The organism is Streptomyces sp. MAI_2237 (assembly GCF_054189285.1).
This window is the reverse complement of sequence record NZ_JAJPGQ010000003.1, coordinates 967,396-993,891: the sequence shown is the minus strand read 5'-3', so window position 1 is coordinate 993,891 and position 26,496 is coordinate 967,396. Positions and strand designations below refer to the sequence as shown.

General features: G+C 72.7%; 24 protein-coding genes, 4 pseudogenes and 1 riboswitch. Of the genes and pseudogenes, 16 read left to right on the top strand and 12 right to left on the bottom strand.

Annotated elements, in window-relative coordinates; translation table 11 throughout:
* Positions 1–5: 5 nt before the first annotated feature.
* The 6 genes from LN251_RS14855 (at position 6) to LN251_RS14830 (ending at position 5,082) form a co-directional block, all read left to right on the top strand.
* Complete coding sequence (locus LN251_RS14855; RefSeq protein WP_458244851.1) at positions 6–380, top strand: hypothetical protein; 375 nt, start codon at positions 6–8, stop codon at positions 378–380.
* A complete protein-coding gene (locus tag LN251_RS14850) occupies positions 377–1,351 on the top strand; it encodes an FAD:protein FMN transferase (RefSeq protein ID WP_458244850.1) in 975 nt (324 codons plus the stop codon). Before LN251_RS14855 ends, LN251_RS14850 begins: the two co-directional genes overlap by 4 nt.
* Positions 1,348–2,037: a ferric reductase-like transmembrane domain-containing protein gene (locus LN251_RS14845; protein ID WP_458244849.1), complete on the top strand. Its 690-nt coding sequence runs from the start codon at positions 1,348–1,350 to the stop codon at positions 2,035–2,037. Before LN251_RS14850 ends, LN251_RS14845 begins: the two co-directional genes overlap by 4 nt.
* Complete coding sequence (locus tag LN251_RS14840) at positions 2,034–3,350, top strand: NADH-ubiquinone oxidoreductase-F iron-sulfur binding region domain-containing protein (protein ID WP_458244848.1); 1,317 nt, start codon at positions 2,034–2,036, stop codon at positions 3,348–3,350. Before LN251_RS14845 ends, LN251_RS14840 begins: the two co-directional genes overlap by 4 nt.
* A complete protein-coding gene (locus LN251_RS14835; protein WP_458244847.1) occupies positions 3,347–3,559 on the top strand; it encodes a ferredoxin in 213 nt (70 codons plus the stop codon). The genes LN251_RS14840 and LN251_RS14835 overlap by 4 nt, the downstream gene beginning before the upstream one ends.
* Positions 3,560–3,729: 170 nt before the next feature.
* Positions 3,730–5,082 (top strand): S53 family peptidase, encoded by a 1,353-nt coding sequence (locus LN251_RS14830; RefSeq protein ID WP_458244846.1) that lies wholly within the window; start codon positions 3,730–3,732, stop codon positions 5,080–5,082.
* A 79-nt stretch (positions 5,083–5,161) separates the two neighbouring features.
* Here the strand turns inward: LN251_RS14830 and LN251_RS14825 are convergent.
* A pseudogene (locus LN251_RS14825) lies at positions 5,162–6,209 on the bottom strand (alpha/beta fold hydrolase).
* Between the two features lie 169 nt (positions 6,210–6,378).
* Between LN251_RS14825 and LN251_RS14820 the strand changes: the two are divergent.
* Together LN251_RS14820 and LN251_RS14815 are read left to right on the top strand one after the other, a co-directional pair.
* A complete protein-coding gene (locus LN251_RS14820) occupies positions 6,379–6,678 on the top strand; it encodes a zinc-ribbon domain-containing protein (RefSeq protein WP_458244845.1) in 300 nt (99 codons plus the stop codon).
* 18 nt (positions 6,679–6,696) lie between these two features.
* Entirely contained in the window at positions 6,697–7,527 is an 831-nt protein-coding gene (locus LN251_RS14815) for an SAM-dependent methyltransferase (RefSeq protein ID WP_458244844.1), read from the top strand.
* A 53-nt stretch (positions 7,528–7,580) separates the two neighbouring features.
* Here the strand turns inward: LN251_RS14815 and LN251_RS14810 are convergent, their stop codons facing one another.
* Positions 7,581–8,717 carry a sugar ABC transporter substrate-binding protein gene (locus LN251_RS14810; RefSeq protein ID WP_458244843.1) on the bottom strand — a complete coding sequence of 379 codons (1,137 nt, stop codon included), beginning with the start codon at positions 8,715–8,717 and terminating at the stop codon, positions 7,581–7,583.
* 174 nt (positions 8,718–8,891) lie between these two features.
* Positions 8,892–9,572: pseudogene (locus tag LN251_RS14805) on the bottom strand (alpha/beta hydrolase); the annotation flags it as partial.
* Between the two features lie 215 nt (positions 9,573–9,787).
* On the opposite strand from LN251_RS14805, the gene LN251_RS14800 reads away from it, so the two are divergent.
* Entirely contained in the window at positions 9,788–10,684 is an 897-nt protein-coding gene (locus LN251_RS14800) for an SCO2400 family protein (RefSeq protein ID WP_458244842.1), read from the top strand.
* A 35-nt stretch (positions 10,685–10,719) separates the two neighbouring features.
* On the opposite strand, the gene LN251_RS14795 is transcribed toward LN251_RS14800, so the two are convergent.
* The 3 genes from LN251_RS14795 to LN251_RS14785 form a co-directional block, all read right to left on the bottom strand.
* A complete protein-coding gene (locus LN251_RS14795) occupies positions 10,720–11,406 on the bottom strand; it encodes a DUF4328 domain-containing protein (protein ID WP_458244841.1) in 687 nt (228 codons plus the stop codon).
* A gap of 54 nt (positions 11,407–11,460) precedes the next feature.
* A complete protein-coding gene (locus LN251_RS14790; protein WP_458244840.1) occupies positions 11,461–13,422 on the bottom strand; it encodes a YncE family protein in 1,962 nt (653 codons plus the stop codon).
* Between the two features lie 186 nt (positions 13,423–13,608).
* A complete protein-coding gene (locus tag LN251_RS14785; protein WP_458244839.1) occupies positions 13,609–14,013 on the bottom strand; it encodes a luciferase domain-containing protein in 405 nt (134 codons plus the stop codon).
* A 141-nt stretch (positions 14,014–14,154) separates the two neighbouring features.
* Between LN251_RS14785 and LN251_RS14780 the strand changes: the two are divergent.
* Positions 14,155–14,514, top strand: a pseudogene (locus LN251_RS14780) (DUF6479 family protein); the annotation flags it as partial.
* A 20-nt stretch (positions 14,515–14,534) separates the two neighbouring features.
* On the opposite strand, the gene LN251_RS14775 reads toward LN251_RS14780, so the two are convergent.
* The gene (locus tag LN251_RS14775; protein WP_458244838.1) at positions 14,535–15,221 is read right to left on the bottom strand and encodes a DUF6445 family protein; all 687 of its coding nucleotides are present in this window, start codon (positions 15,219–15,221) and stop codon (positions 14,535–14,537) included.
* A 230-nt stretch (positions 15,222–15,451) separates the two neighbouring features.
* Here LN251_RS14775 and LN251_RS14770 point away from each other — a divergent pair, with 230 nt between their 5' ends.
* Both LN251_RS14770 and LN251_RS14765 read left to right on the top strand, forming a co-directional pair.
* On the top strand, positions 15,452–16,195 hold the full coding sequence (locus LN251_RS14770) for a DUF4142 domain-containing protein (protein ID WP_458244837.1): 744 nt from the start codon (positions 15,452–15,454) through the stop codon (positions 16,193–16,195).
* A 249-nt stretch (positions 16,196–16,444) separates the two neighbouring features.
* On the top strand, positions 16,445–17,350 hold the full coding sequence (locus LN251_RS14765; protein WP_458244836.1) for an LAETG motif-containing sortase-dependent surface protein: 906 nt from the start codon (positions 16,445–16,447) through the stop codon (positions 17,348–17,350).
* A gap of 67 nt (positions 17,351–17,417) precedes the next feature.
* On the opposite strand, the gene LN251_RS14760 is transcribed toward LN251_RS14765, so the two are convergent.
* Positions 17,418–17,777 carry an ArsR/SmtB family transcription factor gene (locus LN251_RS14760; protein WP_458244835.1) on the bottom strand — a complete coding sequence of 120 codons (360 nt, stop codon included), beginning with the start codon at positions 17,775–17,777 and terminating at the stop codon, positions 17,418–17,420.
* Between the two features lie 77 nt (positions 17,778–17,854).
* Positions 17,855–18,045, top strand: a riboswitch (cobalamin riboswitch).
* 26 nt (positions 18,046–18,071) lie between these two features.
* Here LN251_RS14760 and nicT point away from each other — a divergent pair.
* Positions 18,072–19,112, top strand: a complete 1,041-nt coding sequence (gene nicT, locus LN251_RS14755; protein WP_458244834.1) for a Nickel transporter NicT — start codon at positions 18,072–18,074, stop codon at positions 19,110–19,112.
* Here the strand turns inward: nicT and LN251_RS14750 are convergent.
* Both LN251_RS14750 and thrS read right to left on the bottom strand, forming a co-directional pair.
* Complete coding sequence (locus LN251_RS14750; protein WP_458244833.1) at positions 19,109–20,068, bottom strand: nucleoside hydrolase; 960 nt, start codon at positions 20,066–20,068, stop codon at positions 19,109–19,111. The genes nicT and LN251_RS14750 overlap by 4 nt on opposite strands.
* Before the next feature lie 198 nt (positions 20,069–20,266).
* Positions 20,267–21,505: a threonine--tRNA ligase gene (thrS, locus tag LN251_RS14745; RefSeq protein WP_458244832.1), complete on the bottom strand. Its 1,239-nt coding sequence runs from the start codon at positions 21,503–21,505 to the stop codon at positions 20,267–20,269.
* 272 nt (positions 21,506–21,777) lie between these two features.
* Here thrS and LN251_RS14740 point away from each other — a divergent pair, with 272 nt between their 5' ends.
* Positions 21,778–22,551 (top strand): hypothetical protein, encoded by a 774-nt coding sequence (locus tag LN251_RS14740; RefSeq protein WP_458244831.1) that lies wholly within the window; start codon positions 21,778–21,780, stop codon positions 22,549–22,551.
* 40 nt (positions 22,552–22,591) lie between these two features.
* On the opposite strand, the gene LN251_RS14735 is transcribed toward LN251_RS14740, so the two are convergent.
* Together LN251_RS14735 and LN251_RS14730 are read right to left on the bottom strand one after the other, a co-directional pair.
* Positions 22,592–23,353: a GAF and ANTAR domain-containing protein gene (locus LN251_RS14735; protein WP_458244830.1), complete on the bottom strand. Its 762-nt coding sequence runs from the start codon at positions 23,351–23,353 to the stop codon at positions 22,592–22,594.
* Positions 23,354–23,601: 248 nt separating this feature from the next.
* Positions 23,602–24,946: pseudogene (locus LN251_RS14730) on the bottom strand (helix-turn-helix domain-containing protein).
* A 109-nt stretch (positions 24,947–25,055) separates the two neighbouring features.
* On the opposite strand from LN251_RS14730, the gene LN251_RS14725 reads away from it, so the two are divergent.
* Both LN251_RS14725 and LN251_RS14720 read left to right on the top strand, forming a co-directional pair.
* On the top strand, positions 25,056–25,226 hold the full coding sequence (locus LN251_RS14725; RefSeq protein WP_458244829.1) for a hypothetical protein: 171 nt from the start codon (positions 25,056–25,058) through the stop codon (positions 25,224–25,226).
* Between the two features lie 31 nt (positions 25,227–25,257).
* The gene (locus LN251_RS14720) at positions 25,258–26,496 is read left to right on the top strand and encodes an amidohydrolase (RefSeq protein ID WP_458244828.1); all 1,239 of its coding nucleotides are present in this window, start codon (positions 25,258–25,260) and stop codon (positions 26,494–26,496) included.

Sequence of the window (26,496 nt, the reverse complement as noted above, 5' to 3'; positions counted from 1 at the left end):
CTGCCATGTCGTACCCGCCCTCTCCCGACCATGACCCGTCCGCCGGTGCGGCGCGTGCACGTGATCGCGGACTGACGCGGATCCGCGGTCTGACCGGCTGGATCGCCGCCGCGGCCGTCGCCGGCGCCGCCGCTCTGGGCGCCGTGTACACCCACGTCCTGCCCGGCGGCACGGCCTCCCCGGCCCCCGCCGGCCCGGCCGCGCACAACCCGGCGGCCCCCTCCTCCTCCGCGACCACCCACCGCGCGGGCGGGGACGACGAGGGCGGCGACGGCGAGGAGGGCGACGACGGCGGAGCCGGCCAGCCGGCCCTTCAGTCCCCCGCCCAGCCCCCGGCCCCCACCCAGCAGCAGCCCCAGACCACGACGGGCGCGTCATGACACCCCCGCCCGCATCCCAGCAGACGGGTGAGCCCGCCGAAGTGGTGTTCCCCGCTCTCGGTACCACCGCCGTGCTGCTCGTCGCCGATCCGCGGGTGGTGGGCGTGGCCGAGGGTGTGCTGCGGGACGAGTTGGCGGCGATCGACGTGGCGTGCAGCCGGTTTCGGGCCGATTCCGAGATCAGCCGGGTGAACCTGGCCGCGGGCTCCCCGGTGCGGGTGGGTCCGCGGTTCGCCGAGGCGGTCGAGGCCGGGCTCAGGGCGGCCGAACTCACCGGCGGGGCGGTCGACCCGACCGTCGGACGGGCGGTGATCGCGCTCGGCTACGACCGTACGTTCGCCTCCGTACGCCCCGAGGACGCCCGCCCCCTGCCGGTGTTCCGGCCCGCCCCCGGCTGGCGACGGATCTCCTGGGACCCGCGCACCGCGGTCCTGCGCCTGCCCCCGCACACCTCCCTCGACCTGGGCGCGACCGCCAAGGCGCTGGCCGCCGACCGGGCCGCCCGACGGGCCGCGGCTGCCGCCGGCTGTGGAGTGGTGGTCAACCTGGGCGGCGATCTCGCGGTGGCCGGCGCGGCACCCGAGGGCGGCTGGCGGATCGCGCTCGCCGACGACCATTCCCGCCCGCGGCCCGGCCGGGACCCCGTGGTCACCGTGACGGCCGGCGCCCTGGCGACCTCCGGCGTCCGGGTGCGCACCTGGCGCCGCGGCGGCCGCACCGTGCACCACATCGTCGACCCCGCCACCGGCGGACCCGCCGCCCCCGTCTGGCGCACCGTCACCGTCGCCGCCGCGACCTGCGTGGACGCCAACGCCGCGAGCACGGCGGCGATCGTACGGGGCCACGCGGCCGCCGACTGGCTGCGCGGCACCGGACTGCCGGCCCGGCTGGTCGCGGCGGACGGACAGGTCCTGCGACTGGGCGGCTGGCCGCCCGACGACTTCGACTCCCCCGACGGAGGCCCCCGATGACCACTCTCGCCCTGGTCGGCAGCCCGCTCTGGTACGCCAGCCGCGCCGGCGGCACCCTGGCGCTGCTGCTGCTCACCGCCACCGTGGTGCTCGGCATCGCCTCCGGCGGACGTGCCGCGCCGCGGGCGATCGGCCGCTTCGAGATCGGCCGGCTGCACCGGAACCTGTCCGTCCTGACCCTGGTGTTCCTCGTGCTGCACGTGGTCACCGCGGTCCTCGACCCGTTCGTGCACCTGGGCTGGGCGGTGACGGTGCTGCCGTTCGCCGCCTCCTACCGGCCGCTGTGGCTCGGGCTCGGTACGGTCGCGTTCGACCTGCTGCTGGCGGTGCTGGTGACCAGCGCGCTGCGGCTGCGGATCGGGGCGCGGCGCTGGAAGGCGGTGCACTGGCTGGCGTACGCGGCCTGGCCGTTCGCGCTCTTCCACGGCGCCGGCACGGGCACGGACACCCGGCTGTCCCTCCAGCTGTGGCTGTACGCCGGGTGCCTGTTCACGGTGGTCGGCGCCGTGTGGTGGCGGCTGGCGAAGGCCGGTCCGGGACGGGCCGCCGGGCGGCTGGCCGCCGCGGTCGGCGCGGGCGCGGTGCCCGTCGTGCTCACCGCGTTCCTGGCCGCCGGGCCGCTGCAGCCCGGCTGGGCCCAGCGTGCCGCCGTGACGACCGCCCTGCACCTCGGAGGCGGCCGGTGAACGCCCCCGCCGAGCAGGCCACTTGGGCCGCGACGGAGACGCGGCTGCTGTCCGCCTGGTACGCCACCGGACGCCCGGCCGACCTGACCGACCATCTGCGCCGGCACGGCTCGCCGCCGGTCACCGCGGCCCGCGGCAACCACCGGTCCGCGCCGCTGATCCGGGCCCTGGAGGCGGCGGGGCTCACCGGGCGGGGCGGCGCCGGGTTCCCGACGGCGGAGAAGCTGCGCGCGGTCGCGGCGGGACGCGGACGCCCCGTGGTCGTAGTCAACGCCATGGAGAGCGAACCGGCCAGCCACAAGGACCAGTTCCTGCTCGCCGTCGCCCCGCACCTCGTCCTCGACGGTGCCGTCCTGGCCGCCGAGGCGGTCGGCGCCGACACCGTGCACCTGTGTGTGCCGCGCGGCCGTTCGGCGCAGTACTGGCAGCTGCGCCGGGCCGTCGACGAGCGCCGCGCCGCCTGCCTCGACGAGGTCGACCTGCGCCCGCACGCCCTGCCGCACGCCTACGTCTCCAGCGAGTCGACGTCGCTGGTGCGCTGGCTCAACGGCGGCGAGGCCCGCCCGCTGAGCGCCCCGCCGCGCAGTCACGAGCGCGGCGTCGGACGCCGGCCGACCCTCGTCCACAACGCCGAGACCCTCGCCCACCTGGCCCTCGTCGCCCGCCACGGCCCCGGCTGGTTCCGGCAGGCCGGCACGCCGGACGAGCCCGGCACCATGCTCGTCACCGTCTCCGGCGCGGTCGCCTCACCGGGTGTCCTGGAGGTGGCGCTCGGCACGCCGCTGGCCACGGTGCTGGACCGCGCCGGCGGAGCCGTCGAGCCGCTGCGGGCGGTCCTGCTGGGCGGTTTCGCCGGCACCTGGCTCCCGGCCGAGCACCTGGGCACGCCGCTCACCCGGTCCGACCTGGCCCGGCTGGGTGCCGCGCCCGGCGCCGGCGTGCTCGTCGCCCTGCCCCGCGCGGCGTGCGGGCTCACCGAGACGGCCCGTGTCCTGGCCTACCTGGCCGCGCACAGCGCCGGGCAGTGCGGGCCCTGCCGCTTCGGACTGCCCGCGGTCGCCGACGACTTCGCCGCCCTGGCCGCCGGGCAGGCCGACGCGTTCCTGCTGTCGCGGCTGCGGCGGCGCACCGGTCTGCTGCCCGACCGCGGGGCCTGCCGCCACCCCGACGGCGCGGCCCGCCTCGCCGCCTCCGCCCTGGAGTGCTTCGCGGACGACGTCGAACACCACCTCACCCACGGGACCTGCGCCGCCGCCCGCCGTCCGCCGCGGCTGTCCGTGCCCGCGGCCACACCCCCGGAGACCTGGCGATGACCCGTACCCGCACCCTCCGTGTCGACCGCGCCGCCTGCACCGGCCAGGGGCTGTGCGCCGAACTCCTGCCGGAGATGGTGGACTTGGACGAGTGGGGCTACCCGATCCTGAAGGGGACGGCGATCCCCTCCCACCTGCGGGCCCACGCCCGCCGTGCCGTCGCCGCGTGCCCGGTCCTGGCGCTGCACGCGGACCGGGAGGCCGGGTGAACGGCCCTGAGGTGGCCGCTCCGGCCATCGCCCGGTAAAGGGTTCGGCATCGTCCGTTCAACGGCCTTGAACTGTGCATGACCCATTCGATGGGATGCGCGAAGACCATTCGCGATCACCTCATATGACCGCGATCACTTTTCGTGCACTTCAGAATCGCAGGGGGATTCATGCACATAGCCCGCACCGGGCTGGGCGTCGCGGCGACCACGGCCGTCGCCGCCCTCGCGGTCTCCGCCCCGGGGACCGCCGCGCCCGCCGCCGTACCGCACACCCTGGCGGTACCGGCCGTCGCCGGACACACCCTGGTCCATGGCGTGAGCAGCCCGCTGACCAGCGAGCAGTGCCAGACCAAGTGGCACATCAACTGCTACACCCCGCTGCAGTACCGCACCGCGTACGACCTCAACGCCCTGTACCGGAAGGGCGTCACGGGCAAGGGCCGCACGATCGTCATCGTCGACTCCTACGGCTCTCCGACCGTCCAGCACGACCTGGACGTCTACAGCAAGCAGTTCGGGCTGCCGAGCACCAAGGTGAAGGTGGTCAAGTGGGGCCACGTGCCCGCCTTCGACCCCAAGAACTCCGACATGACGGGCTGGGCCGGCGAGACCACCCTGGACGTGGAGATGGCGCACGCGGTGGCGCCCGCCGCCAAGATCGTGGTCGTCGAGACGGCCGTCTCCGAGACCGAGGGCACCACCGGTCTGCCGGAGATGATGGACGCCGAGAAGTACCTGATCGACCACAACGTCGGCGACGTCATCAGCCAGAGCTTCGGCGCCACGGAGAACACCTTCCCCGGCTTCGGCAAGGGCGACTTCTCCAGCATCAAGAAGCTGCGGTACGCCTTCCAGGACGCGAACCGCAAGCACGTGACCGTGCTGGCGGCCTCCGGTGACGGCGGCGCGACCGACATGAAGCTGGACGGCAAGACGTACTACAACAAGCGCGTCAACTCCTGGCCGTCCTCGGACCCGTTGGTCACCTCCATCGGCGGCACGCAGCTGCACCTGAACGACAAGGGCGAGCGCGTCAAGCCGGACAGCGTCTACAACGACTACGGTGCCGGCGGCGGCGGCCAGTCGCACGTGTTCACCCGCCCGTCGTTCCAGAACGGCGTCAAGAGCAAGGTCGGCTCCCGCCGCGGCACCCCGGACATCTCGATGTCCGCCGCGGTCAACGGCGGTGCCTGGATCTACTCCAGCTACGACCCGACCGCCGTGGGCTGGGACGTCAGCGGCGGCACCAGCGAGGCCACCCCGCTGTTCTCGGGCATCGTCGCGCTCGCCGACCAGGCGGCCGGCCACCGGGTGGGCAACATCCAGCAGGCGCTGTACGGCCTGTACGCCCACCAGGCCAAGGCCAACGGCATCGTCGACGTCAACGACGGCACGAACAACAGCTACCAGGGCGTGACCGGCTACAAGGCCGTCAACGGCTACGACCTCGCCACCGGCGTCGGCACCGTGGACGCCCTGAAGTTCGTCCCGGCCCTCGCCAAGGCGAGCCGCCACGGCTGACCCCTCGAACACGGCACCACGAACGGCCCGGGCCCCCACCCGGGCCGTTCCCGTGCCGCCGCACCCTGGGCCGGCGCCGTCAGAGGCGGTCGGCGTCGACGACCGCCCGGGCGAAGGCGGTGGGTGCCTCCTGCGGGACGTTGTGGCCGACGCCGGTCAGGGTCCGGTGCTCGTAGGCGCCCGTGAACCTGTCCCGGTAGGCGGCGCCGCCGCCCGGCGCGGTGAAGGGGTCGCGGTCGGGGTCGAGGGTGAGGGTGGGCACGCCGATCGTCGGCCGCCCGGCGAGGCGCCGCTCGAGTCCGTCGTAGCGGCGCTCACCGTCGGCGAGGCCGAGGCGCCAGCGGTAGTTGTGGACCACGATCGCCGCGTGGTCGGGGTTGTCGAAGGCCGCCGCGGTGCGCTCGAAGGTGGCGTCGTCGAAGTCCCAGGTCGGGGAGACGGTGTCCCATACGAACCGGGTCAGGTCGTGGCGCAGGTCCGGGTCCTCCATGGCCCTGCGGCCCCGCTCGGTGGCGAAGTAGTACTGGTACCACCAGTTGTGCTCGGCCTGCGGCGCGATCGGTGACCGCTGGGCCTCTCGGTCGGTGACGAGGTACCCGCTCACCGACACCAGGGCCGTGCAGCGCTCGGGCCACAGCGCGGCGACGATGTCGGCGGTGCGCGAGCCCCAGTCGAAGCCGGCCAGCACGGCCCGTTCGATCTTCAGCGCGTCCATCAGGGCGACGACGTCGAGGGCGATCGCCGACTGCTGGGCGTTGCGGAAGGTCCGCGCGGACAGGAAGCGGGTCGTGCCGTGGCCGCGCAGATAGGGGACGATCACGCGGTAGCCCTGCTCGGCCAGGAGCGGGGCGACGTCGACGTAGCTGTGGATGTCGTAGGGCCATCCGTGCAGGCAGATGACCGCGGGGCCGTGGGCCGGGCCCAGTTCGGCGTAGCCGACGTCCAGCAGGCCGGCCCTGATCCGCTTCAGCCGCGGGAAGCCGGTGTGCCCGCCCGCCCGCGGCCTCGTCGCGCGGGGCGGCGGCCGCGGGCTGTGCGCCGGGCAGCCCCGGCAGGCCGGTCAGCGAGACGGTGGCCACTCCGGTCGTGAGCCCCAGGACCTTGCCGAAACCTCGCCTGTCGATCATGCGAAACCCTCCGGACGGCCGTGTGCCGATCTGCTGGACGACCGACTGTGGCACGCAGCGCGTCACCGGTCAAGGCGGTGACGCGGCCGAGGCGTCGCGGAACGGCCCGGAACGGCCCGGAGCCGCCGTAGCCTGTGGCGACAGGCTTCGTTCCGGAAGGATGCTCCCCATGATCATTTTTGGCACCAAGGGGTACCTCTACCAGCTCGCCATCCTCACCCTCATATGCGGCCAGTGCGGCAACCCCTCCGCTCACACGCTGCGCAAGCGGGTCACGAAGTTCACGCTGTTCTTCGTTCCGCTGTTCCCGATCTCGACCCGGTACGCCACGCAGTGCACCTTCTGCGGCGCCGAGCAGAAGGTCACCAAGGAGCAGGCGGAACAGCTGCAGGCGCAGGCCGCCACCGCCGGGCAGGGCGGGCCGGCGTACGGGCAGCCGCAGCAGCAGCCGAACCCCTACCAGCAGTGAAGGACGGTGTCAGCGACGATGAGCACTCCGTACGGCGGTGACGGCGCCGGCGGCACCCAGCCGTTCGTGATCGACACGAGCAGGCCCCACCCGGCCCGGATGTACGACTACTTCCTCGGCGGGAAGGACAACTACGAGGTCGACCAGGAGGCCGCCGAGCGGTTCATCCAGGCCGCCCCCGAGGTACGGGCGGCCGTCCGGGCCAACCGGCGGTTCATGGAGCGCGCCGTCCGGTACGTCGTCGCCGAGGGCGGCGTCCGGCAGATCCTGGACATCGGCACGGGCCTGCCGACCGAGCCGAACGTGCACCAGATCGCGCGCGCCGTCGCCCCCGGGACGCGGGTCGCCTACGTCGACAACGACCCGATCGTCAGCGCCCATTCACGGACGCTGCTGGACGACGACGACACCGGCACCTCCGTCGTCCTGGCCGATCTGCGCGACCCCCGCGCCGTCCTCGACCACCCGGACGTGCGCAGGGTCATCGACTTCGACCGGCCGGTGGCGCTGCTGCTGCTGGCCGTGCTGCACTTCCTCACCGAGGACGACGACCCGGACGCCGTCGTCGCCACCCTCCTCGACGCCCTGCCGGCCGGCTCCCACCTCGTGCTGTCCCACGCGACCGTCGACATCCACGAGGACGGCCGCGCGGACGCGGTGAAGGTGTACAAGGGCGCCACCGCCACCATGAACCCGCGCCGCCACGCCCGGGTCCTGGACTTCTTCGGCGGCCTCACCCTGGTCGAGCCGGGCCTGGTGCTGGTCCCCGACTGGCGCCCGCAGGAACCGCCGGAGGCCGGCGCCCCGCCGATCGGCATCTACGGCGGAGTGGCCCGCAAGGACACGTGAGCGGACGGACCCACGGCGGCCGCGGACGGCCTGCTCCAGCCCTGGGAGCAGGCCTACTTCAGCCCGATGGCCGCGCAGTCCGCCGCGTACTTCGGCGTGCAGATGTCCTTCACCGTGTAGACGCCGTCCTTGATCACCGTGTCCTTGATGTTGTCCCGGGTGAGGGCGACCACCGGCACGAGCATCGCCGGGATGCCCTTCTTCGTCGGGCTGTCCACCGAGTCCTGGGTCAGCGCGTCGAAGGCGATGCGGCGGTCCTGCACCTTGGCCACCGCCATCTCCGCCGCGTTCGTCGCCTCCAGCAGGAAGGACTTGTAGACGGTCATGCTCTGCTCGCCGGCGACGATCCGCTGCACCGCGTCCAGGTTGGCGTCCTGCCCGGTGACCGGCGGCAGCTTGGTGGCCCCGGCCTCCTTCAGGGCGTCGATGGCGGCCCCCGCCATGCCGTCGTTGGCCACATAGACGGCGGCGATGCCGTTCAGCCCGACCGACTGGACGGCCTTGCGCATGTCGGCCTTGGCCGTGGCGGGCAGCCACTCGTCGACGTCGTACGACTTGGCTATGACCACCCGCCCCTTCAGCTCGCTCAGCGCCCCGGCCTTGAACAGGGCGGAGTTGGGGTCGGCGGGCGATCCGTTGATCATCACGATCTTGCCGGTGCCAGCCTTGTCGCCCAGGGACTCCATGATCGACCGCCCCTGCACCTCGCCGACGAGTTCGTTGTCGTGCGAGATGTAGGCGTCGATCGGCCCCCGCGCGAGGCGGTCGTAGGCGATCACCGGGATACCGGCGTCCTTGGCCTTGCGCACACCCGCTGCGATGGACGTGGAGTCGACCGCGTCCACCACGATCACGTCCACCTTGCGGTCGACCAGGTCCGCGAACTGCCTGCCCTGCTTGGCCGCGCTCGCCTCGGCGTTCTCGTAGACGACCTGGCCCTTGCCGCCGGTCAGGGAGGCCACGCGCTGCTTGAACAGCGGGTAGTCGAACTTCTCGAACCGCGCGGTCTCCTTGTCCGGCAGCAGCAGCCCCACCTTGATGTCCTTGCGCCGGTTCGGAGCGGACGAACTGTCACCGCCGTCCACGGCTTCGATCGCACCGCACGCGGTGAGCGAGAGGGCCGAGGTGGCGGCGACGAGCGGCAGTGCGAGCCGAACGGCGGTGGATCTGCGGGGGGTTGGAGCGTTCACGTACGGGTGCCTTCCGGGCGAGCGGGCGAGGTGCAAAAGGGCCATCGGGTAGCTGAGTAGCCAAACGGCGCCCGCGAGTCACGTCAAGACATCCGGTTGTCTTTTCGGCAGTTCCACGGAATCTCCCCAACCCGTCGGTAATTTCGGGTGGTTGTGGCGGAGGGGTGGCCGACCCTACCTCGGCGGCGCCTGACAGGTGACATCCCGCTCCGGCAGCCGCCCGGTGGCGAGGTAGCGGTCGACCGCCGCGTCGGCACAGGCGCTGCCGTAGACACCGAACACCGCGTGCTGGTCGGCGCCGCGCAGGGTGACCAGGCGCGAGGAGGGCCACTTGCGGCGTACCTCCCGGGCGCTGTCGTAGGTGGTGCGCGGGTCCCCGGTGGCGTTGACCAGCAGCGCCGGGAGATCGGCCCGCACGGCCGTGGGCCTCTTGCGGGGCGCGTCCCAGTAGGCGCAGGCGTTGATGTCGGCGGCGACGGGACCGAACAACGGGTCCTTCGCGCGGGCGCGCTGGACGTCGCGCCAGTAGACCTCCGGGTCGCGCGGGGCGGCCACGTCACCGCACAGGATCGACGTCTGGGCGCTGCCGTACGCCGACTCGGCCCCGGTCAGCGTGAACACCAGCGCGTCGGCCAGCCACGGCGACGGGGTGGGGACCCGCCCGCCGTCCGCGGCGCGCACCAGGTCCCGTACGCCCTGGGCGAGGTCGCCGTACGCGGAGGCGTTGTCCTGCGAGAGGCCGTTGAGGACGAGGGCGGGCACCACGTGCTCGTCGACCCGGTGGGCGCCGACGCGCAGCGGGGTGCGGGCGGCGGCCGCCCGCACGCGGTCCACCGCGGCCAGCACCCGGCCCCGGCGAGTGATCAAGGCCACAGGCCCGTATCGCGTCCCCGGCCGCCAGCGCTGACCAGGCCGTTCACCCACCGGGTGGGGAGTGTGAAGAGAACCCGCGCAGGAGCACCACACAGGGCCCACACAGTCTTTCGAAACCGTCGTTACCGTTGCTGGCCGCTCGATCCCCCATGCGAAAAGTCGAACAGCGACACGCCGAACCGTCAGGATGACAGCGGATGGACTACTGCTCCTCGTGCCGCCGGCACCTCAACGGCGCCCTGGTGTGCCCCGGTTGTGGCGCCTACGCCCCGGACATCGCGCCGCTGACCGACGGCGGCCGTGCCGTCGCCGCTCCCGCCGCCACGGCGGGGTGGCCGGAACCGGTGCGGGAGCACGCGGCTCCCGCCGCCTCGTACGACGAGCCGGAGCCCTTCGGCGCCGACGCCGACGTCGAGGACCCGGCGCCCACCCAGGAGGGCAGGGCCGCGCGGCGCCGGCAGCGGGAGCGGTGGAAGAAGAACCAGCGGCGGGCCGTCGTGGCGACCGCCGTCGCGCTCGTCGGTGGCGGGCTGACCGTGTCCGCGATGAACCGCGGCGGCTCCGGGCAGCAGACCCAGGCCGCGCAGACGCCGGACGTCACGAGCATGGGCGTGGCGGAGACCGCCGACCAGGGGACCGTCGTCCTGCCGCCGGCCGGCACGGGCAAGCACCGCAAGACCGGCACCCCGGCCTCCGGGGCGGCCACGAACGGCGGTGCCGCGCAGGAGCGTTCGGCCACCACGGCCCACACCGACTCGGCGCGTACGCAGCCCTGGACGGGGTCCGGCACGACCTCGGCGAAGACCACGGCCGGCTCCCCGCAGCAGACCTCCACGGCGGCCGGCGGCGGCTCCGGCACGACGTCGGGCGGGTCGTCGACGTCCTCGACGACCGGCGGGGGCACGGCGTCGGACCCGGCCTCGTCATCGGACTCGACGTCGTCCTCGTCGACCTCCTCGTCCTCGACGTCCGCCTCGGGAAGCTCGGACACCTCCGGGACCTCCCCGTCCACGAGCACCTCCGGCTCGGACACGTCGACGGCGTCGACGTCCCCGTCCGGGATCTGCCTGCTCGGCCTGGTGTGCGTGAGCTGAGCGGGTAGCCGACCCGCCCCGTCGGCTCCGGCCGGCTACGCGCCGTACCGCAACCCGCCGTCCACGTACCGCAGTTGTACGGCGGTGACGGCGCGGACGACGAGGATGCCGGCCACCGCCGCACCGACGACGGCGGCGTCGGCCGCCAGCAGCATCCACACGTCCGTGTAGGCACGGCCGATGACCTCGTCCGTGTCGTCGGCGTACATCAGGCCCACGCCGCCGAACATGCCGAGCAGCCACAGCGCCCACCACACGTTCACCGAGCGCGGCAGACGCTCGCCGGGGGCGCTGTCCTGGTGGACGTCGGCGACGATACGGCGCGGGATCCACAGGTTGGCGAGGGGGATCAACCAGCCCGCGTAGAGCCAGAATCCGGAGTAGCGCGGCGGTGTGCCGGACAGTTCGCGCGCGTTGTCCCGCACGTTGTCCAGCCAGACGACGAAGAGGATCGCGCAGATCAACGCGGTGATCCCGCCCGCGCTGCTGATCAGGTGGTAGCCGTTCTCCAGCGAGGTCAGCGGACGGTGTTCGCCGCCGCCCTGGTCCGGCGGGCCCGAGGCGGGCTCCCCCGTCACGGCCAGCCGGATCTCCCAGACGGCCCGCAGCGCCCAGGCCGCACCGGCCAGGCCGAGCGCGACGGCGGTCAGCCGGGCCAGGGTGCGGACCGGGCGCAGCGCGGGAGGGGAGGTGGGGGGTGGTGTCGCTATGTGGTCGTTCACCAGGGCATTCTCCCGGACCCCGGCTCACGACCACCAGGGGGACACTCCGCGTGACTAGTTGGAGAAGTAGAGGTACTTCCACCCCGTGTACGTCGAGCTGTTGACGGTGTCGCCCGACGAGCCGTTGATGTACGCCGCCCGCACACGGGCCTTGATACCGGACTGGCCCGCGGCGCCCAGGCTCACGGCCGACTTGCCGTTCGAGCCGAGCGCGAAGTACTGGGGGCTGCCGTCGACCGGGTACCACTGGCCGGCGTAGTAGACCTCCAGCTCCAGGCGCTGCTGCCGGCCCGGGTAGTAGGTCATGCTCGTGGTGACGACCGGCGACGTGTTCTTGTGGAACCAGTAGTACGTGCGCGAACCGATCCTGGCCTTCTTGTAGTGCTTGGTGACCGCCGTGGAGACGTTCACCTTCGCGTAGGCCGTGACCTTGACGGTCCTGGGCTTGTAGCGGGCGTCGCCCTTGAAGACGGCCGTGACGTCGGTGTCCCGGGTCATGTCGACCGTGCCGGAGAAGTTGCCGTGCGAGTCGACCCGGCCGGACCTGACGAGCTTGTTGGGCTTGTCGCCACCGAAAGGGTTGGCCCAGATCTCGACCGTGCGGTTCTTGTACGTCGTGCCGAGGTGCGCGGTGAACTTCACGTCCTTGCCGTACGCGTACAGCTTGCCGTTGTTGTTCAGCGTCAGCGCGGGCGTGGCGCGCGAGACCTCGACCGCGTCGGAGCCGGAGGCGGCCGTGTGGGTCGCGTCGCCCGCGAAGGACACCTTGTAGGTGACCTTGCCGCCGGCCGGCGGGGTGTCGGTGAAGGAGAAGCTGCCGTCGGCCTTCGTCGCGACGGCGGCCAGCGCCTTGCCGCTCGGCGAGTCCAGGTCGGTGCGGGTGACCTTCAGGCTCGTGCCCGCCGGGAGGGCCGTCATCGACGTCAGCCTGCCGGTGACGGTGAGCTTCTTGGCCCGGTCCGCCTTGGCGGGGGCCGACACCTTCAGGGTGGGCAGCTCCTTGGTGGGGTCGGTCAGCGCCCGCAGGGTGAACACCCCGCCGTCGTTCTCGGAGACGGCGAAGAGCCTGCTGCTGTCCGGCGCCCAGGCCAGGGCCGCGTCCACCAGGGTGTCGGAGCCGCTGCTGTTGCCGGTGTTGGGGAAGTCGTACTCGCGCACCGGCTTGGTGCCACCGGGGCGGAAGACGTGCACGTCGGGGTCGTACCAGGAGAAGGAGCCGCCGGCGACCGAGCCGTCGGGGGCGACGCTCACCGCGTTCGGGTAGGCGTTGCCCGGGTAGTCCGTCACCTTGCTCAGATCGGTGGTCGAGTACGCCGGGAAGCCGTAGCCGCTGCCCCACGAGGTCAGGACCTGCTTGCCGTCGGGCGTGATGTCGACCTGCTTGCCGCCGGAGTCGAGGCCGCCCTTGACCCGCAGCTTGGCGCCGTCCGCCGAGACGTCGTACACGGCCAGCGTGCTGCCGTCGCCGGCCGCCAGGACGCCCGGTGCCGACGGGTCGGCGCCCAGGTGCACCTGGCCCGACAGATCGCCCGGCGCCTGGTCGAGGTGGACCGCCGACTCGCCGCCGGCGGGGTCGACGAAGCCGAGGTCGGAGTCGTAGGAGAACCAGATCCGGCCGTCCACGACCTCCAGGTCGCGCGGCGCGGCCGTGCCCAGCGGGAAGCTCAGGGCCGGGGTCACCGTCTGCGTGTCCACGGTGACGATCCGGTTCTCGCCCTTGACCGCCGCGTACAGCGTGCCGGAGTCGGCCGACAGCGCGAGGCCGGTCACCCCGGGCTCGCTGCCCAGGGTCGCCCGGACCGTGCCGGAGTAGTCGGCGACCAGGATCTTCCCGCCGACCGGGTCGGAGATGTACACCACCTTGTGGACGCCGTCGACGACCATGTCGCCGACCGACTTCACCGGAAGGATCTTTGCGGAGTCGGCCGCGGCCGGTCCCGCCGCTCCGACGGCGAGCGCCGCCGAGCCGAAGAGGACCGCGAGCGCCGTCGCGGTCGAGATGCTGCGCCTGCGCACAGTACTGATACCCCCACGAGAGAACCCGGTGTGGCACCGGGTGGTCGAAAGCGCCGCGCGGCGCCCGGGCACGACCGCTCGACGGCGGTGGCGCACGGGGCGCGGCTGCTGTCAGCAGCGTATGTCATGCCTGTGACAGTCGTGGAGGGAGTTTCGGGTAATGGGGAGATTGCGTGCGGGTGGCGCTCAGCCCTCGCCGCCTTCGTCGCGCTGCAGGACCGTCACCCGGCGGAAGTTGCACACCGCCCCCGGCAGGGGGTCCGTGCCCGGCGCCCCGCCCTGCCGGTCGTGCGCCTTGAGGGCGACGCTGACGAGGCCGAGCAGCAGGTCCACGTCGGCGTCGCAGTCGAGGTGCACGGTGACCCAGCGCGACCCCGGCACCAGCCGGATCGCGGACGACTCCGCGAAGTCGTGGTGCAGCCGCTGGATCGCCTGGGCCGTCAGGTGCAGGTCCACGTCCCGCCCGGAGTGGAAGTGCACGATCTCGTCCCGCGCCGAACGCAACGCCCGGCCCGTTCCGCAGCCGGCCTCGCACGGGGTGAGGTCGGGCCATGCCGCGAGCCGGTCCATGGCCTTCTGAGCCCGTGTCATGTGCCCATGGTGCGGTGCTCACCGCGGCGACACCAGGGATTGCGGCAACCGTAACCCTCAAGAGACGTCGCCCGGTTCGCCCTCCGGCGCCGCGGACCGCCTCCGTCTCGCCAAACAGGCTGTTTGGGTGATAATCGGTACATGAGTACCGCGACGTTCGAAATGGCGGCCTCGTCGGGTGACGTACTCAACGTGATCGCCGCCTTCGTCGGTGGCCTGGTCATCGCCGGTGCCCTGATCTGGGCCTTCTGGTTCGGCATGCGGGTGCGCGACCGCGAGCTCCCGCGGCCCCTGCCGGGCGAGCAGCCGCACCTTCCCGACGGCGGAGCCGTCCACGAGATGAGCGAGGTACGCGAACCGGACGAGGTCCCGCACGCGGAGGACGGCGAGCGCCTGATGCCGTACGAGCTCCATCACGCGGGGACGCGGACCGGCAAGGATCAGCACCGCCGGCGCTGGATGCCCGGCTCCAGCGGTTCCTTCGGCAGCGGCGGCCCTGGGGCAGAGGTAGCGCCGGCCGCTCAGGCCATCCAGAAGAAGACCGCCGTCATCCGCTTCTCCTCCAGCGTCCTGCCGGTGTAACCGGTCGCGCTGTGCACGAGGTTGGCGCTGTAGAGGAGCAGCCGGTTGTAGCGGTGCGGGACGCGTACGTCCTCCTCGAAGTGGTCGGCGGGCACGTACCGGGTGCCGAGGGCCTCGACGAGGTTGTTGTGCGGCGCCTGCACGATGTTGCCGCCGAGCCGGCCGCCGGGCAGGGACTGCCGGTAGAAGGCGGTGCCGCAGTCCTTGCCGACGCCCGGGTTGAGGTAGAGCACCGCCGCGTACCGGCACAGCGCCCGCGAGTCGGTGTGCGGACGCGGCTCGCTCTCGCCCTCGCCGACGACCTGGACGCAATTGTGGTTGAGGGTCCCGCCGCCCGGCGCCTGCTGCACCCACAGCTCCTTCGCCCCGGTCGCCTGCCGCACCAGGCGCTCGACCCGGGCGAGCTCCGCGGGTTCGAGCCCCGGCATCGTCCGCAGCCCGGGCCAGGTCTCCGTGGTGTAGGGATAGCCCCGGACCCAGTCGTCCTTCGCCAGACAGCGCGCGCGTACGGCGTCCACGTCGGGCAGCACGTCGTCGATGACCCAGTAGTCGCGGCCCTTGGTGGGCTTGCGGTACGGCAGGACGGGAAGGGCCGCGGGGACCCGGGGCGCGGGCTGTGGGGGCATGGGCCGAATCTAGGTCGGGGGCGCGTCTCGACTCTCCCGTGAAGTGGTCAACGTTCCGTCAACGCATGTCATGAACACCACCGCATGACCCGCCTCACACCCGTGGGATTTTACCAAATCAAAAGGTTCCGATGCCCTGCGCCGTCCGTACTCCCCTGCGTCCGACCCCGCTGCACGACGGCGGGAAAACCGATGAGGCAGGAGGCACGGTGCGCTTTTCGCGGAACGCGATGGGGACTCTCTTCGTGGGCGGTGCCCTCAGTCTGACCCTTGTCGCACTGGCCTATCCCTCGATGCTCGGGGTGAACACCGTGTCCAGTTCGGGCACGAACGTCATCGCGCAGACCCAGTGGGGGCCGCTGACCGAGGCGGACCGGGACTTCGTGGTCAAGGTGCGCGCGGCGGGCCTGTGGGAGTACCCCGTCGGGCAGCTGGGCCTGCAGAAGGGGCAGAGCGCGGCGGTCAAGACCGCCAGCAAGCACCTCATCGACGGTCACGCGGCGCTGGACGCCAGCTGCCGCAAGATCAGCAGGATGCTCAACATCACCATCCCCAACGTGGCCAGCCCGCAGCAGGTGGGGTTCGTCAACACGCTCAAGGCCGACAGCGGCAAGCAGTTCGACACGGACTTCGCCAACATCCTGCGCGTGACGCACGGTTCGATCTTCAACACCATCGCGAAGATCCGCTCCACCACCACGAACTCGGTGGTGCGGACCCTGGCCGACCAGGCCAACGCGACGGTGCTGGACCACATCACGGTCATGGAGAACACCGGTCTGGTCAACTTCGACCAGGTGCTCTTCCAGCAGACCACCCCGCCGAAGCTGCCCGCCAAGGACCTGACCCCGCCGCCCCCGGCCGCCGGCCAGCCCGAGATCGTGCTCACCCCGCCGGTGGACAGCACCACCCAACCCCCGGTCCTGCCGGGCGAGTCCAGCCCGAACGCCAGCCCCACCCCGACCGTGGGCTGAGCAGCGGACACCGGAAGGGCCGCCTTCCGCTTGTGTCGGAATTGTGATGCAAGATTGAACTACCGCTGCGTCACCGCAGGTTGACAGCGTTCGATCACGGCATCCACGATGTGAGCGCACCGAGGCTCATGTGACCAGTGAGCCAGTTGTTACTCCGACCACCACCCGGCAGGGCCGGCCGCCGCATGCCCTCACGCTGCCCGCGGCCCCCGCCGGGTACTGCACATGCCGAAGTGGGGATCATCCGCCATGTCCATAGCGAGACGTGTCACCGCGCGCCGACTGCTCGGAACGGGCGCCGCGTCGCTCGCCCTGTGCGCCGCCACCGTCGCCGCCGCCTCCGGTGCCTGGGCGCACGGCGGCGCCCCCGGCGGGGACGGCTGGAAGTCCGGCGGCTCCTACAAGCCCGGGACCGGCGCCGGCACCAAGACGGAGACCGACCGCTGCCAGTTCTCCCTCGACGGCACCGGCTTCTACGACTCCGTCAAGGTCGACGACCACACCCTCAGGCCCACCGACGACGGCAAGGTCCACATCAAGGTCCGTACCGCCGGCGACGCCTCCACCTGCACCGCATCGCTCGCCTCCTACCTCGCCCACGGTGCCACCTTCGCCACCTCGGGCGAGCAGGTCTTCGTCGACTTCGACACCGTGACGGTCAAGCCGGGCCAGACCGACTCCCTCGACATCTCGGTGCCGGACGCGGGCTGCTTCGCCCAGATCGACCTCTACCGCGGTGCCACCAAGTTCGACGGCAAGCAGGGCGCGAACGACGGCTTCGAGCACGGCGACCTGCCGGCCGGCCCGGACCACGCGGTCATCAAGGACAAGCTGATCGCGTCCTGGAACGGCGGCACGAAGGACTGCACGACCACCGAGTCGCAGCCCCCCGCCACGCCCTCCACGACCCCCTCGACCCCGGCCGAGGAGAGCCCCACCCCGCCGCCGAGCGCCTCGATGCCGGCGTCGGACACCCCGGTGGCGTCCGCGTCCACCAGCGTGCCGGCGGCCACGCCGAACGGCGGCGGAGGCGACCTCGCCGAGACCGGCGGCGGCAGCGGCTCCGGCCTGATCGCCGGCGGCGCGGCGGTCCTCCTGGCCGGCGGCGCGGCGATCGTCGTCGCGAGCCGACGCCGGCGCGGCGCCCGCTCCTGAACCACTCCCGAACGACGGACGCCCCGGGGATCCCCCGCTCCGGGGCGTCCGTCATGTCCGCACGCCGTCAGGTGACGTCGGCGGCACAGTGCTTGAGCAGCAGCCGTACGTCCTCGTCGACGATCCGGTAGCGCACGACCCGCCCCTCCTTCTCCCCGGCGACCACACCGGCGGCGCGCAGCAGCCGCAGCGCCTGGGAGACGGCCGGGTCGTTCATGCCCGTCGCGATCGCCAGATCGGACACGGCCAGCGGCCCGGTGCGGTGCAACGCGATCAGCAGGGCCAGCCGCTTGGCGTCGGCGAGCAGGGAGAAGCGGTCGGCCCAGGCACGGACATGGGCCTCGTCACCGATGGCGGCGATGGCGTCGCACACCCGGTGGCCGTCGATGGTGCGGCGGTCTGCGCGATCGGCCGGGACGAGATGCATGAGGCCATTTTCGCAGCCCCTGTGTGATCTTGCATACCTGCCCAGCTGTGCAGCTATGCAGGAGTGCGGGTGGCCCCCTACGGTGGGCGGGCCGTGGTGCTCGGGAAGTCGGTGCGATGCCGACGCGGCCCTCGCCACTGTGAATCGGGGAGTTGCCGGTCCACGTCCCGCTGGGGACAGCCACTGGCCGTCGTACGACGGCCGGGAAGGCGGATCCGGGAACGCACGACCCGTAAGCCAGGAGACCGGCCACGGCAGCTCACGAAAGATCCACGAGGTGCTGGAGCTGATCGCATGACCCTGCCCGAGAGCAAGGACGTCTCCTTCCGCTGGCGGCGCGAGGACACCGTCAAGACCGCAGGACTGGTGGCGGTGATCGCCGCCCTTCACATCGTCGCCTTCGGAATCCTCTTCCTCCTGGTGGTTCCCGGCCACTACGAGGTCGGTTCCAAGGCCTTCGGCATCGGCCTGGGCATCACCGCCTACACCCTGGGCGTGCGGCACGCCTTCGACGCCGACCACATCGCCGCGATCGACAACACCACCCGCAAGCTGATGGCCGACGGCAAGCGGCCCGTGTCCGTCGGGTTCTGGTTCGCGCTGGGGCACTCCAGCGTGGTGATCGTGCTGGCCGTGATGATCGCGGCGGGCACGCAGCTCGCTGACAAGGTGACCAACCAGAACTCCGGCACCCATCAGGTCCTCGGCTTCCTCGGGACGACCGTCGCGGGCGCCTTCCTCTACCTCATCGCGGCGCTCAACCTGGTGGCCCTGGTCGGCATCGTGCGCGTCTTCCGGGCGATGCGGGCGGGCACGTACGACGAGAACGAGCTCCAACGCCACCTGGACTCGCGCGGTTTCATGAACCGCTTCCTCGGCCGTCTCACCCGGTCCATCAGCCGCCCCGGCCAGATGTACCCGGTCGGCTTCCTCTTCGGACTCGGCTTCGAGACGGCCACCGAGGTCACCCTCATGGTCATGGCCGGCTCCGGAGCGGCGGCGGGCCTGCCCTGGTACGCGATCCTCTGCCTGCCCCTGCTCTTCACCGCGGGCATGTGCCTGTTCGACACCCTCGACGGCACGTTCATGAACTTCGCCTACCAGTGGGCGTTCTCCCACCCGGTCCGCAAGGTCTTCTACAACCTGACCATCACCGGCCTGTCCATCGTGGTCGCCTTCTTCATCGGCACGATGGAACTCGTGGGCCTCGACGTCGGCAACATCGGCTACGTCATCGTGGGCCTGTTCGTCGTCGTCTGGGCGGCCGCACTGGCGTACTGGCGCCTGGCGAAGGTGGAACAGCGCTGGACGGCCCGCACGGCCGAAGCGGACTAGCCCCGCTCGACAGCGTCCAGATAAAGCTTCACGAACCGCTCCGCGTCCACGTCCAACGCCACATCGACCAGGGCCTGTTCACGGGCGCCCTCATGGTGCTCGGCCTCGCCGGGCCGAGGGCGCCGGTCCACCACGGTCTGCCCTCGCGTCGGCCCCGGCGCGAGGGAGACCTCGACCGGCAGCAGTTGCGTGCCGATCCCCGCGGGGTCGACGACGGCGCACACGGCACCGGCGTCCCCGAGCCCACCGGCCTCCTCGGCCTCGGGCGCCTCACCGGGATGGGCGGGCCGATGGGCGAGCAACTCACCGGCGAGCCGGGTCCCGGGCTCCTCACTCGCCCGCAGCCGATGCACATCGGCACTGGGCACGACGACCTGGGTGAAGACGTCCAGCCCGTACATGGTGATCGGCACCCCGGCGGTCAGCAGCACGGCGGCCGCCTCGGGATCGTGCCAGACGTTGAACTCGGCGACGGGCGTGGCGTTGCCGGTCGCCACCGCGCCGCCCATGAACACGATCCGCTCGATGTTGCGGGTGACCTCGGGATGGGTCCGCAGCAGCAGCGCGATGTTGGTCAGGGGCGCGGTGGGAATCAGCGTCACCGGACGCGGCGAAGCAAGGATCTCCCTGTGCAGCAGCGTCACGGCATCGACGTCGACCGGCCGCCGCCCGGGCGCGGGCAACCCGAGATCGCCCATCCCGTCGGCCCCGTGCACCGGAGCGGACCGCGCGGGCTCGATCAACGGCCGCTCAGCACCCCGGGCGACCGGAATATCGGGCGCCCCGGCCTGCTCCAGCACAATCAACGTATTACGGACCACACCGTCCACGTCCGTGTTCCCGGCGACACAGGTCACCGCCCGCAGATCGAGCCCGGGATGCCGCACGGCGAACAGCAGCGCCAGGGCGTCGTCGACACCGGTGTCACAGTCGATGATCACCGGAATGCCCACCACGACGACTCCTCTCGTCACCTACCAGCGACTCTACGACGCCCGCCCCGAGAAGGCAGCAGCCGCGGACGGCGAGAAGGGGCCGCGGCGGGGGGTGCCCGCCCGCAGTGTCGGGCGTCAGGACACAGCACGGATCAACCCACAGCACCGCCCGAACGAGGGCGGACACCCCCCGCCGCGGCCCCGCCCCACCCACCGACGCTAAGCGCCGCCCTCCCACAACAAGCCACCCCGCGCCACAACCCGCTCCCCGATCCGCAGCAGCAGCTCCTCGCCGGGCATCACACCCACCCGCCGCCCGTCCCGCAGCCGCACCCCCACCTGCCCGCCGCCGGCCTCGCGGGCACCGATCACGGCCTGGTACGGCACCAACCGAGCGCCCCGGATCCGGGCCCCCAGACTCCCCACCTCCGGCCCCACCGACTCCACCCGCACCCCCAGCGCCAGCGCCCGCCGCACCAGCGCCTCCGCCTGCTCCCGCTGCTCCTCCGCGACCGGCAGCACCACGAGCTGCACGGGCGCCAGCCACACCGGGAACGCGCCGCCGTGTTCCTCGACGAGCTGCGCGACCGCCCGCTCCACACTGCCGATGACGCTGCGGTGCACCATCACGGGCCGGTGCTTGGCCCCGTCGGCGCCGACGTACTGCAGGCCGAATCGTTCGGGCTGGTGAAAGTCGATCTGCACGGTGGACAGAGTGGCCTCACGCCCCGCGGAGTCGACGACCTGCACGTCGATCTTGGGCCCGTAGAAGGCGGCTTCGCCCGCGACGGCCTCGTACGGGACGTCGTCGGCGTCCAGCACCTCCCGCAGCAGCCCGGTGGCCCGCTCCCAAAGCCCCTCCCCGGCCACGTACTTGCCGCCCTCCCCGGGAAGCGAGAGCCGGAAGCGGGCCGCCCCGATGCCCAGATCGGCGTAGGCCCGCCGGATGAGCCGCAGAGCGTCCCGCGCCTCCTCGACGGCCTGATCCGGGGTGCAGAAGATATGGGCGTCGTTGAGCTGGATGGACCGCACCCGGGTGAGCCCGCCGAGCACGCCCGACAGCTCGGCGCGATACATGCCCCCCACCTCGGCCATCCGCAGCGGCAGTTCGCGATAACTGTGCGACCGGGACCGGTAGATCAGCGCGTGATGGGGACACAGACTGGGCCGCAGCACGACCTCCTCGCCGCCCAGCCGCATCGGCGGGAACATGTCGTCGCTGTAGTGGGACCAGTGCCCGGAGATCTCGTACAGCTCCCGCTTGCCCAGCACGGGCGAGTACACGTGCCGGTAGCCGGCGGCGCGCTCGACGCCGCGCACGTACTCCTCCAGCTCGTGCCGCACGATCGCCCCGTCGGGCAGCCAGTACGGCAGTCCCGCGCCCATCAACGGGTCGGTGTCGAACAGGTCCAGTTCACGGCCGAGACGGCGGTGGTCGTACATGGTCGCTCTCCTCACTTCAGCACGGGAGGGCGAGCGACCGGCCGACGAAGAAGCCCCGGGACTCACCCCGGGGCTTCGGACATCCGTATCAGCGCGCCGGGACTTTCTCCGGCGTCGTCGTGGAACACAAGGGGGCGCGCTGCATGAAAAAACGGTAGCGCCCACCGACAAGAGAACGCGAACCGTTTTGGAGGTAGCCCAGACGGACCGGCGCGCTGGTGGCACCGGCCACGGAGTGGTCCCTTGGAGAGGCAGCCGATCTTGTCCGCCCTCCCGGGAGGCCCCCGATGCCCCGCCCCCCCGCCCGCCTCCTCACCCCGTCCGCCCTGCCTGTGCTCTGCGCGGCCGCGCTGCTCACCGCGACCGCCTGCACGGCGGGCACCCCCACGGCACACAAGCCCCCCGCCTCCGCGCGACCGTCCGCCGCCACCTCGCCGCCGGCCCCCCGGGCCCTCACGCAGGCCGAGGCCCAGGCGGCCCTCGTCACCGCGACCGACCTCGGGGAGCCGTGGGCGCCGACGCAGGGGGCGGCGACCTGGCGGGACGGGCTGCTGAAGGCCACGACCGAGTCGCCCGCGTGCCGGCGCCTCCTGGACGCCCTGTACGCCGACGACCTGTTCGGCGGGGACGCGGGAACCCGGGCGGTGACGGGTCTGGACGACCCGCTGGACCAGACCCAGCTGCGCTATCAGGTCCTCGCCCTGAGCACTCCGGACGTGGACCGCACGCTGGGCTGGCTGCAGTCGGTGCCGCGCGACTGCGGGACGTTCACGGCGGTCACCGCCCACGGCGCCGTGCAGGGCGTGACCGTCAGGGAGGCCGACCTGCCGCGGCTCGGGGACGCCCGGCAGGGCTTGCGGGTGACGCTGAGCGGTGAGACGGCGGACGGCGACACGACGGTGCTCACGATGGACGTCGCCGCGGTCCGCGTCGGCGACGACACGATCGCGGTCAGCCTGGGCGGCCTGGGCGACGTCTCACCGGACGCGACACGAGCGGCGGTGGAGACGGGCGTACGCCGACTGGCGGAGGTCAGAAAGTCGGGCCGAGCACAAATCTAGTGACCCACCACCCACCACCCACCACCTAGCCCAGCCGATCCTAGAGACCGCCGTCGAACCTCGTCCTGCGCGCCACCACGTCCCGCGCCACTTCCAGGACCGTACGGCCGAGGACGAACGCGTGGCCGCGCAGCCGGTCCAGCGCCTCCGCCGCGTCGGCGCCGAGCTGCGCCATGATCATGCCGACGGCCTGGTTGATCTCGTCGTGGTCGGCGGCCAGCCCGCACACCCACGGCTCGTCGCCCCGCTCGGCGTTCTCCTTCCACGGGAGTGTCACCAGGGCCTCGGTGAGGAGCCCGGCCGCCCGGCGCGCGGTGCGCAGCTGCCGTTCGGTCAGCTCTCCGGGGGTGCCCCGGTAGAGCTCGAGCGTGCCGACGCACAGCGCGTCGACGCCCAGCGGAAGCGCGTACACGGCCGCGACCCCGGCGGCCGTCGCCTGGTGCGCGAACACCGGCCAGCGCTGTGCGTCGTGCCCGGCGGTGAGGTCGCAGGCGAGCACGGTGGCGCCGAGCCGGGCGGCCAGCATTCCCGGCCCCTCGCCGACGGTGGCCTGGAGTTCCGCGAGGTAGGAGGCCGCGTCGTCACTGGCGCTGATGCGTACGGGCAGCCCCTCGGACCGCAGGCAGACGCTCGCGCCGCTCACCGGCAGCAGGTCCACCAGCGCCGCGCACAGCCGGCCGGGGACCTCCTCGGGCCGGGCCCCGCGCAGCCCTTCGGCGATCACGGCCTCGGCCGGGGCGTGGTCGTCCCCGGGACCAGGAGCACCGCCGAAGAACCCTTCGCGGTCGTCGCCGGACCGCACGGCCACCGCCTCCTTCGGTCACAGCCGTACTGTGACCGTCCTCGTCTCGTCGCCTCTCGGCGGACGGGCCGAATCAGGGGCCCGGACTCTGGGCACGCCCGCGCGGGACTTTCCGCACTACCCGTGTGCGCACGCCCGAAACCCGGCCGCCCGTCCCCGCCAGGACCGCCGCACCGGCCCCACCCCGCACGACACCACCCACCCCCCCACGAGGCCACCCCGCGCAGGCCACCGCGGCCGTCGCACCGTCACAGCGGCGGCTGTGCGGGGGCCGGGCCGAGGGTGGTGGTGCCCGGCGCCGTACGGTGGCCCAGCCCGGTCCGGTAGGCGTCCAGGGCCGCCTCCACGCGCCCGGTCCGGCGCAGCAGGTCCCCCAGCAGCCGGCACAGGTCGGCCAGGTCGCCGGCCGCCCCGGCCCGCTCCAGCAGGCTGAGCGCCCGGACGTAGTGCTCCTCGGCGGTCTCGGTGTCGCGGGCGTCCTCGGCGATGATGCCGAGGAGGCGGTGGGCGGCGGCGGAGTGCAGCGCACCGCGTTCGGAGTTCAGGTCGTTCAGGGTGTCGTGGAGGAGGGCGGCGGCCTGCTCGGACTTGCCGCGGCGGTGCAGTACGTCGGCCAGCTCGACGGCGACCTGGCTGCTGTAGAGGGCGGCCCGCTTGGCGGTGAGCATCTCCAGGGCCTGCCGCAACTCCGCCTCGGCGCGCTCCAGTTCGCCGTTCTGGGCGCACACGTACCCGCGCATCCAGTGGCAGTTGGCGAGTTCGGTGCGGATCTGCAGGGTGCGGTACAGCTCGGACGCCTTGGCCAGCGAGGCGTCGGCCTCGGCGATACGGCCCTCGGCGAGCAGGGTGCGGGCGACCGAGCGGTGCATCCGGGCGACGAGGGCGGGGTCGCCGGACTGCGGCGCCAGGGCGAGGGCGAGTTCGGCGGCCCTGTGCGGCGCGGGCGTGGGCGCCCATGTCCATGTAGGGGCCGATGATGCCGGCGTAGAGCAGGAGCAGGGCGTCGGGGTCGTGCAGCCCGCCCCGGTTGAGTTCGTCGAGGGTGGACTCCAGCAGGTAGACGGCGTAGCGGAGCTCGCCCGCCAGGTAGTGGGAGACGGCGCGTCCGCGCAGGGCCGGGACGCGGGCGGGCAGCGGGGCGTCGGCGAGGGTCTTCTCCGCCCGCTCGAAGTACCGCCGGGCGTCGGTGAGTTCACCGGTGTCCAGGGCCGACTCGCCGAGCCCCAGCTGGGCGGCGGCCTGGACGTCGACGAGGTCGTGCCGCTCGGCCTCGGCGAGCAGCGCGGCGTACAGCTCGGCGGCCCGCTCGGCCTCGCCGCCGGCGAGCGTGCGCTGGGCCTCGGTGAGCCGGAGCCTGAGGTCGGTGGCGAGCCGGGCGGGGCGCCCGGTGGCCAGTTCCTCGTACGCCACCCCGAGCCGCTCGGCGATGTGCCGGAGCGCCTCGTCGGAGGCGCGCACCCGGCCGGCTTCGAGGGTGGAGATGTAGGCGGGGGTGTAGGCGGGCTCGGCGAGCTGCTTCTGCGTCAGTCCGCGGGCGGCCCGCAGCTGCTGCACCCGTCTGCCGATGACCTCCGGTTCGTCGCGGTCCGTCATCCCAACTCCCCCTGGCCCTCTTGCTGTTAGACCCCGTCCGCCCCTAGGTTAAGCCACGGATTAAACATGCTTAACCCGTTGCTGTAATCACCGCTGTCGCGAGGTCGCCGTGCAGGAACGCACCAGCCCCACCGAGCGCTACGCAAGAGGTTTCGCCGCCGCGCTGATCGCCGTGGCGACCCTGGTCCTGGCGGCGAACGCGGGACCGGCGAGAGCGGCGGACGATCAGCGGCCGGCGGCCCGGGTCCAGCAGGCCGCACACGCCGTCGCAAGGCCCTGACGCCGGCGGTCGCCGTGCGTACGCTGCGGGGATGACCTCTGCCGCCGCGCGCACCGCCCTCGACCTGACCGCCGACCTGCCGGTGACCGCCCTGGAGGACCTCTACCGGGACCTGCACCGCCACCCCGAGCTCTCGCTCCAGGAACACCGCACGGCAGGACGGCTCGCCGAGCGGCTGCGCGAGGCGGGCTACGAGACCGCCGAAGGCGTCGGCGGCACCGGAGTCGCCGGGCTGCTGCGCAACGGCGACGGGCCGACCGTGCTGCTGCGCGCCGACATGGACGCGCTGCCGGTCGTGGAGGACACCGGGCTGCCGTACGCCTCCGAGACCCCCGGCGTGATGCACGCCTGCGGGCACGACCTGCACGTCACCTGGCTCGCGGGCGCGGCCCGGGCGCTGGCGGCGGGGCGGGAGGCCTGGAACGGCACCCTGCTGGTGGTGGGACAGCCCGCCGAGGAGTCCGGGCAGGGCGCCGAGCGGATGATGGCGGACGGGCTCTACGAGCGGTTCGCGCGGCCCGACGTGCTGCTCGGGCAGCACGCGGCGCCGGGCCCGGTAGGGTTCTACGCCCACTCCCCCGGGCTGATCATGTCGGCGTCGACGGACGTCGACATCGTCGTGCACGGGCGGGGCGGGCACGGTTCGCGGCCCGAGACGACCGTCGACCCCGTCGTCACGGCCGCCCATCTCGTCACCCGGCTGCAGACTGTCGTCTCCCGCGAGATCCCCGCGAAGGACTCGGCGGTGCTGACCGTGGGCCGGATCGAGGCGGGCACCCGGCACAACATCATCCCGTCCGAGGCGCGCATCGCCCTGAACCTGCGCACCCAGTCCGAGGAGGTGCGGACGCGGATGCTCGCGGCGATCCGCCGTATCGCGGCCGGTGAGGCGCTGGCCGCCGGGTGTCCGCGGGAGCCGGAGATCACGGTGGGCGCGACCTTCCCGGTGACCGTGAACGACGCGGAGACCGACCGCCGGGTCGCGGCCGTGCACGAGGAGGTGCTCGGGGCGGGGACGGTCCTCGACTTCGGGCCGGTGATGGGCAGCGAGGACTTCTCGCACCTGGCGCAGGGCGACATCCCGTACGCGTACTGGTTCGTCACGACGACCCGGGCCGACGTGTGGGAGGCCGCCGAGGGGGCGGACCTGATGGAGAAGTTCCTCGCCGTCCCCAGCAACCACAGCCCCCACTTCGCCCCCGACCTCGCCACGGTCGCCCCGGGCGTGCGCACCCTGGTGTCGGGCGCCCTGGCCTGCCTGGAGGGGTAG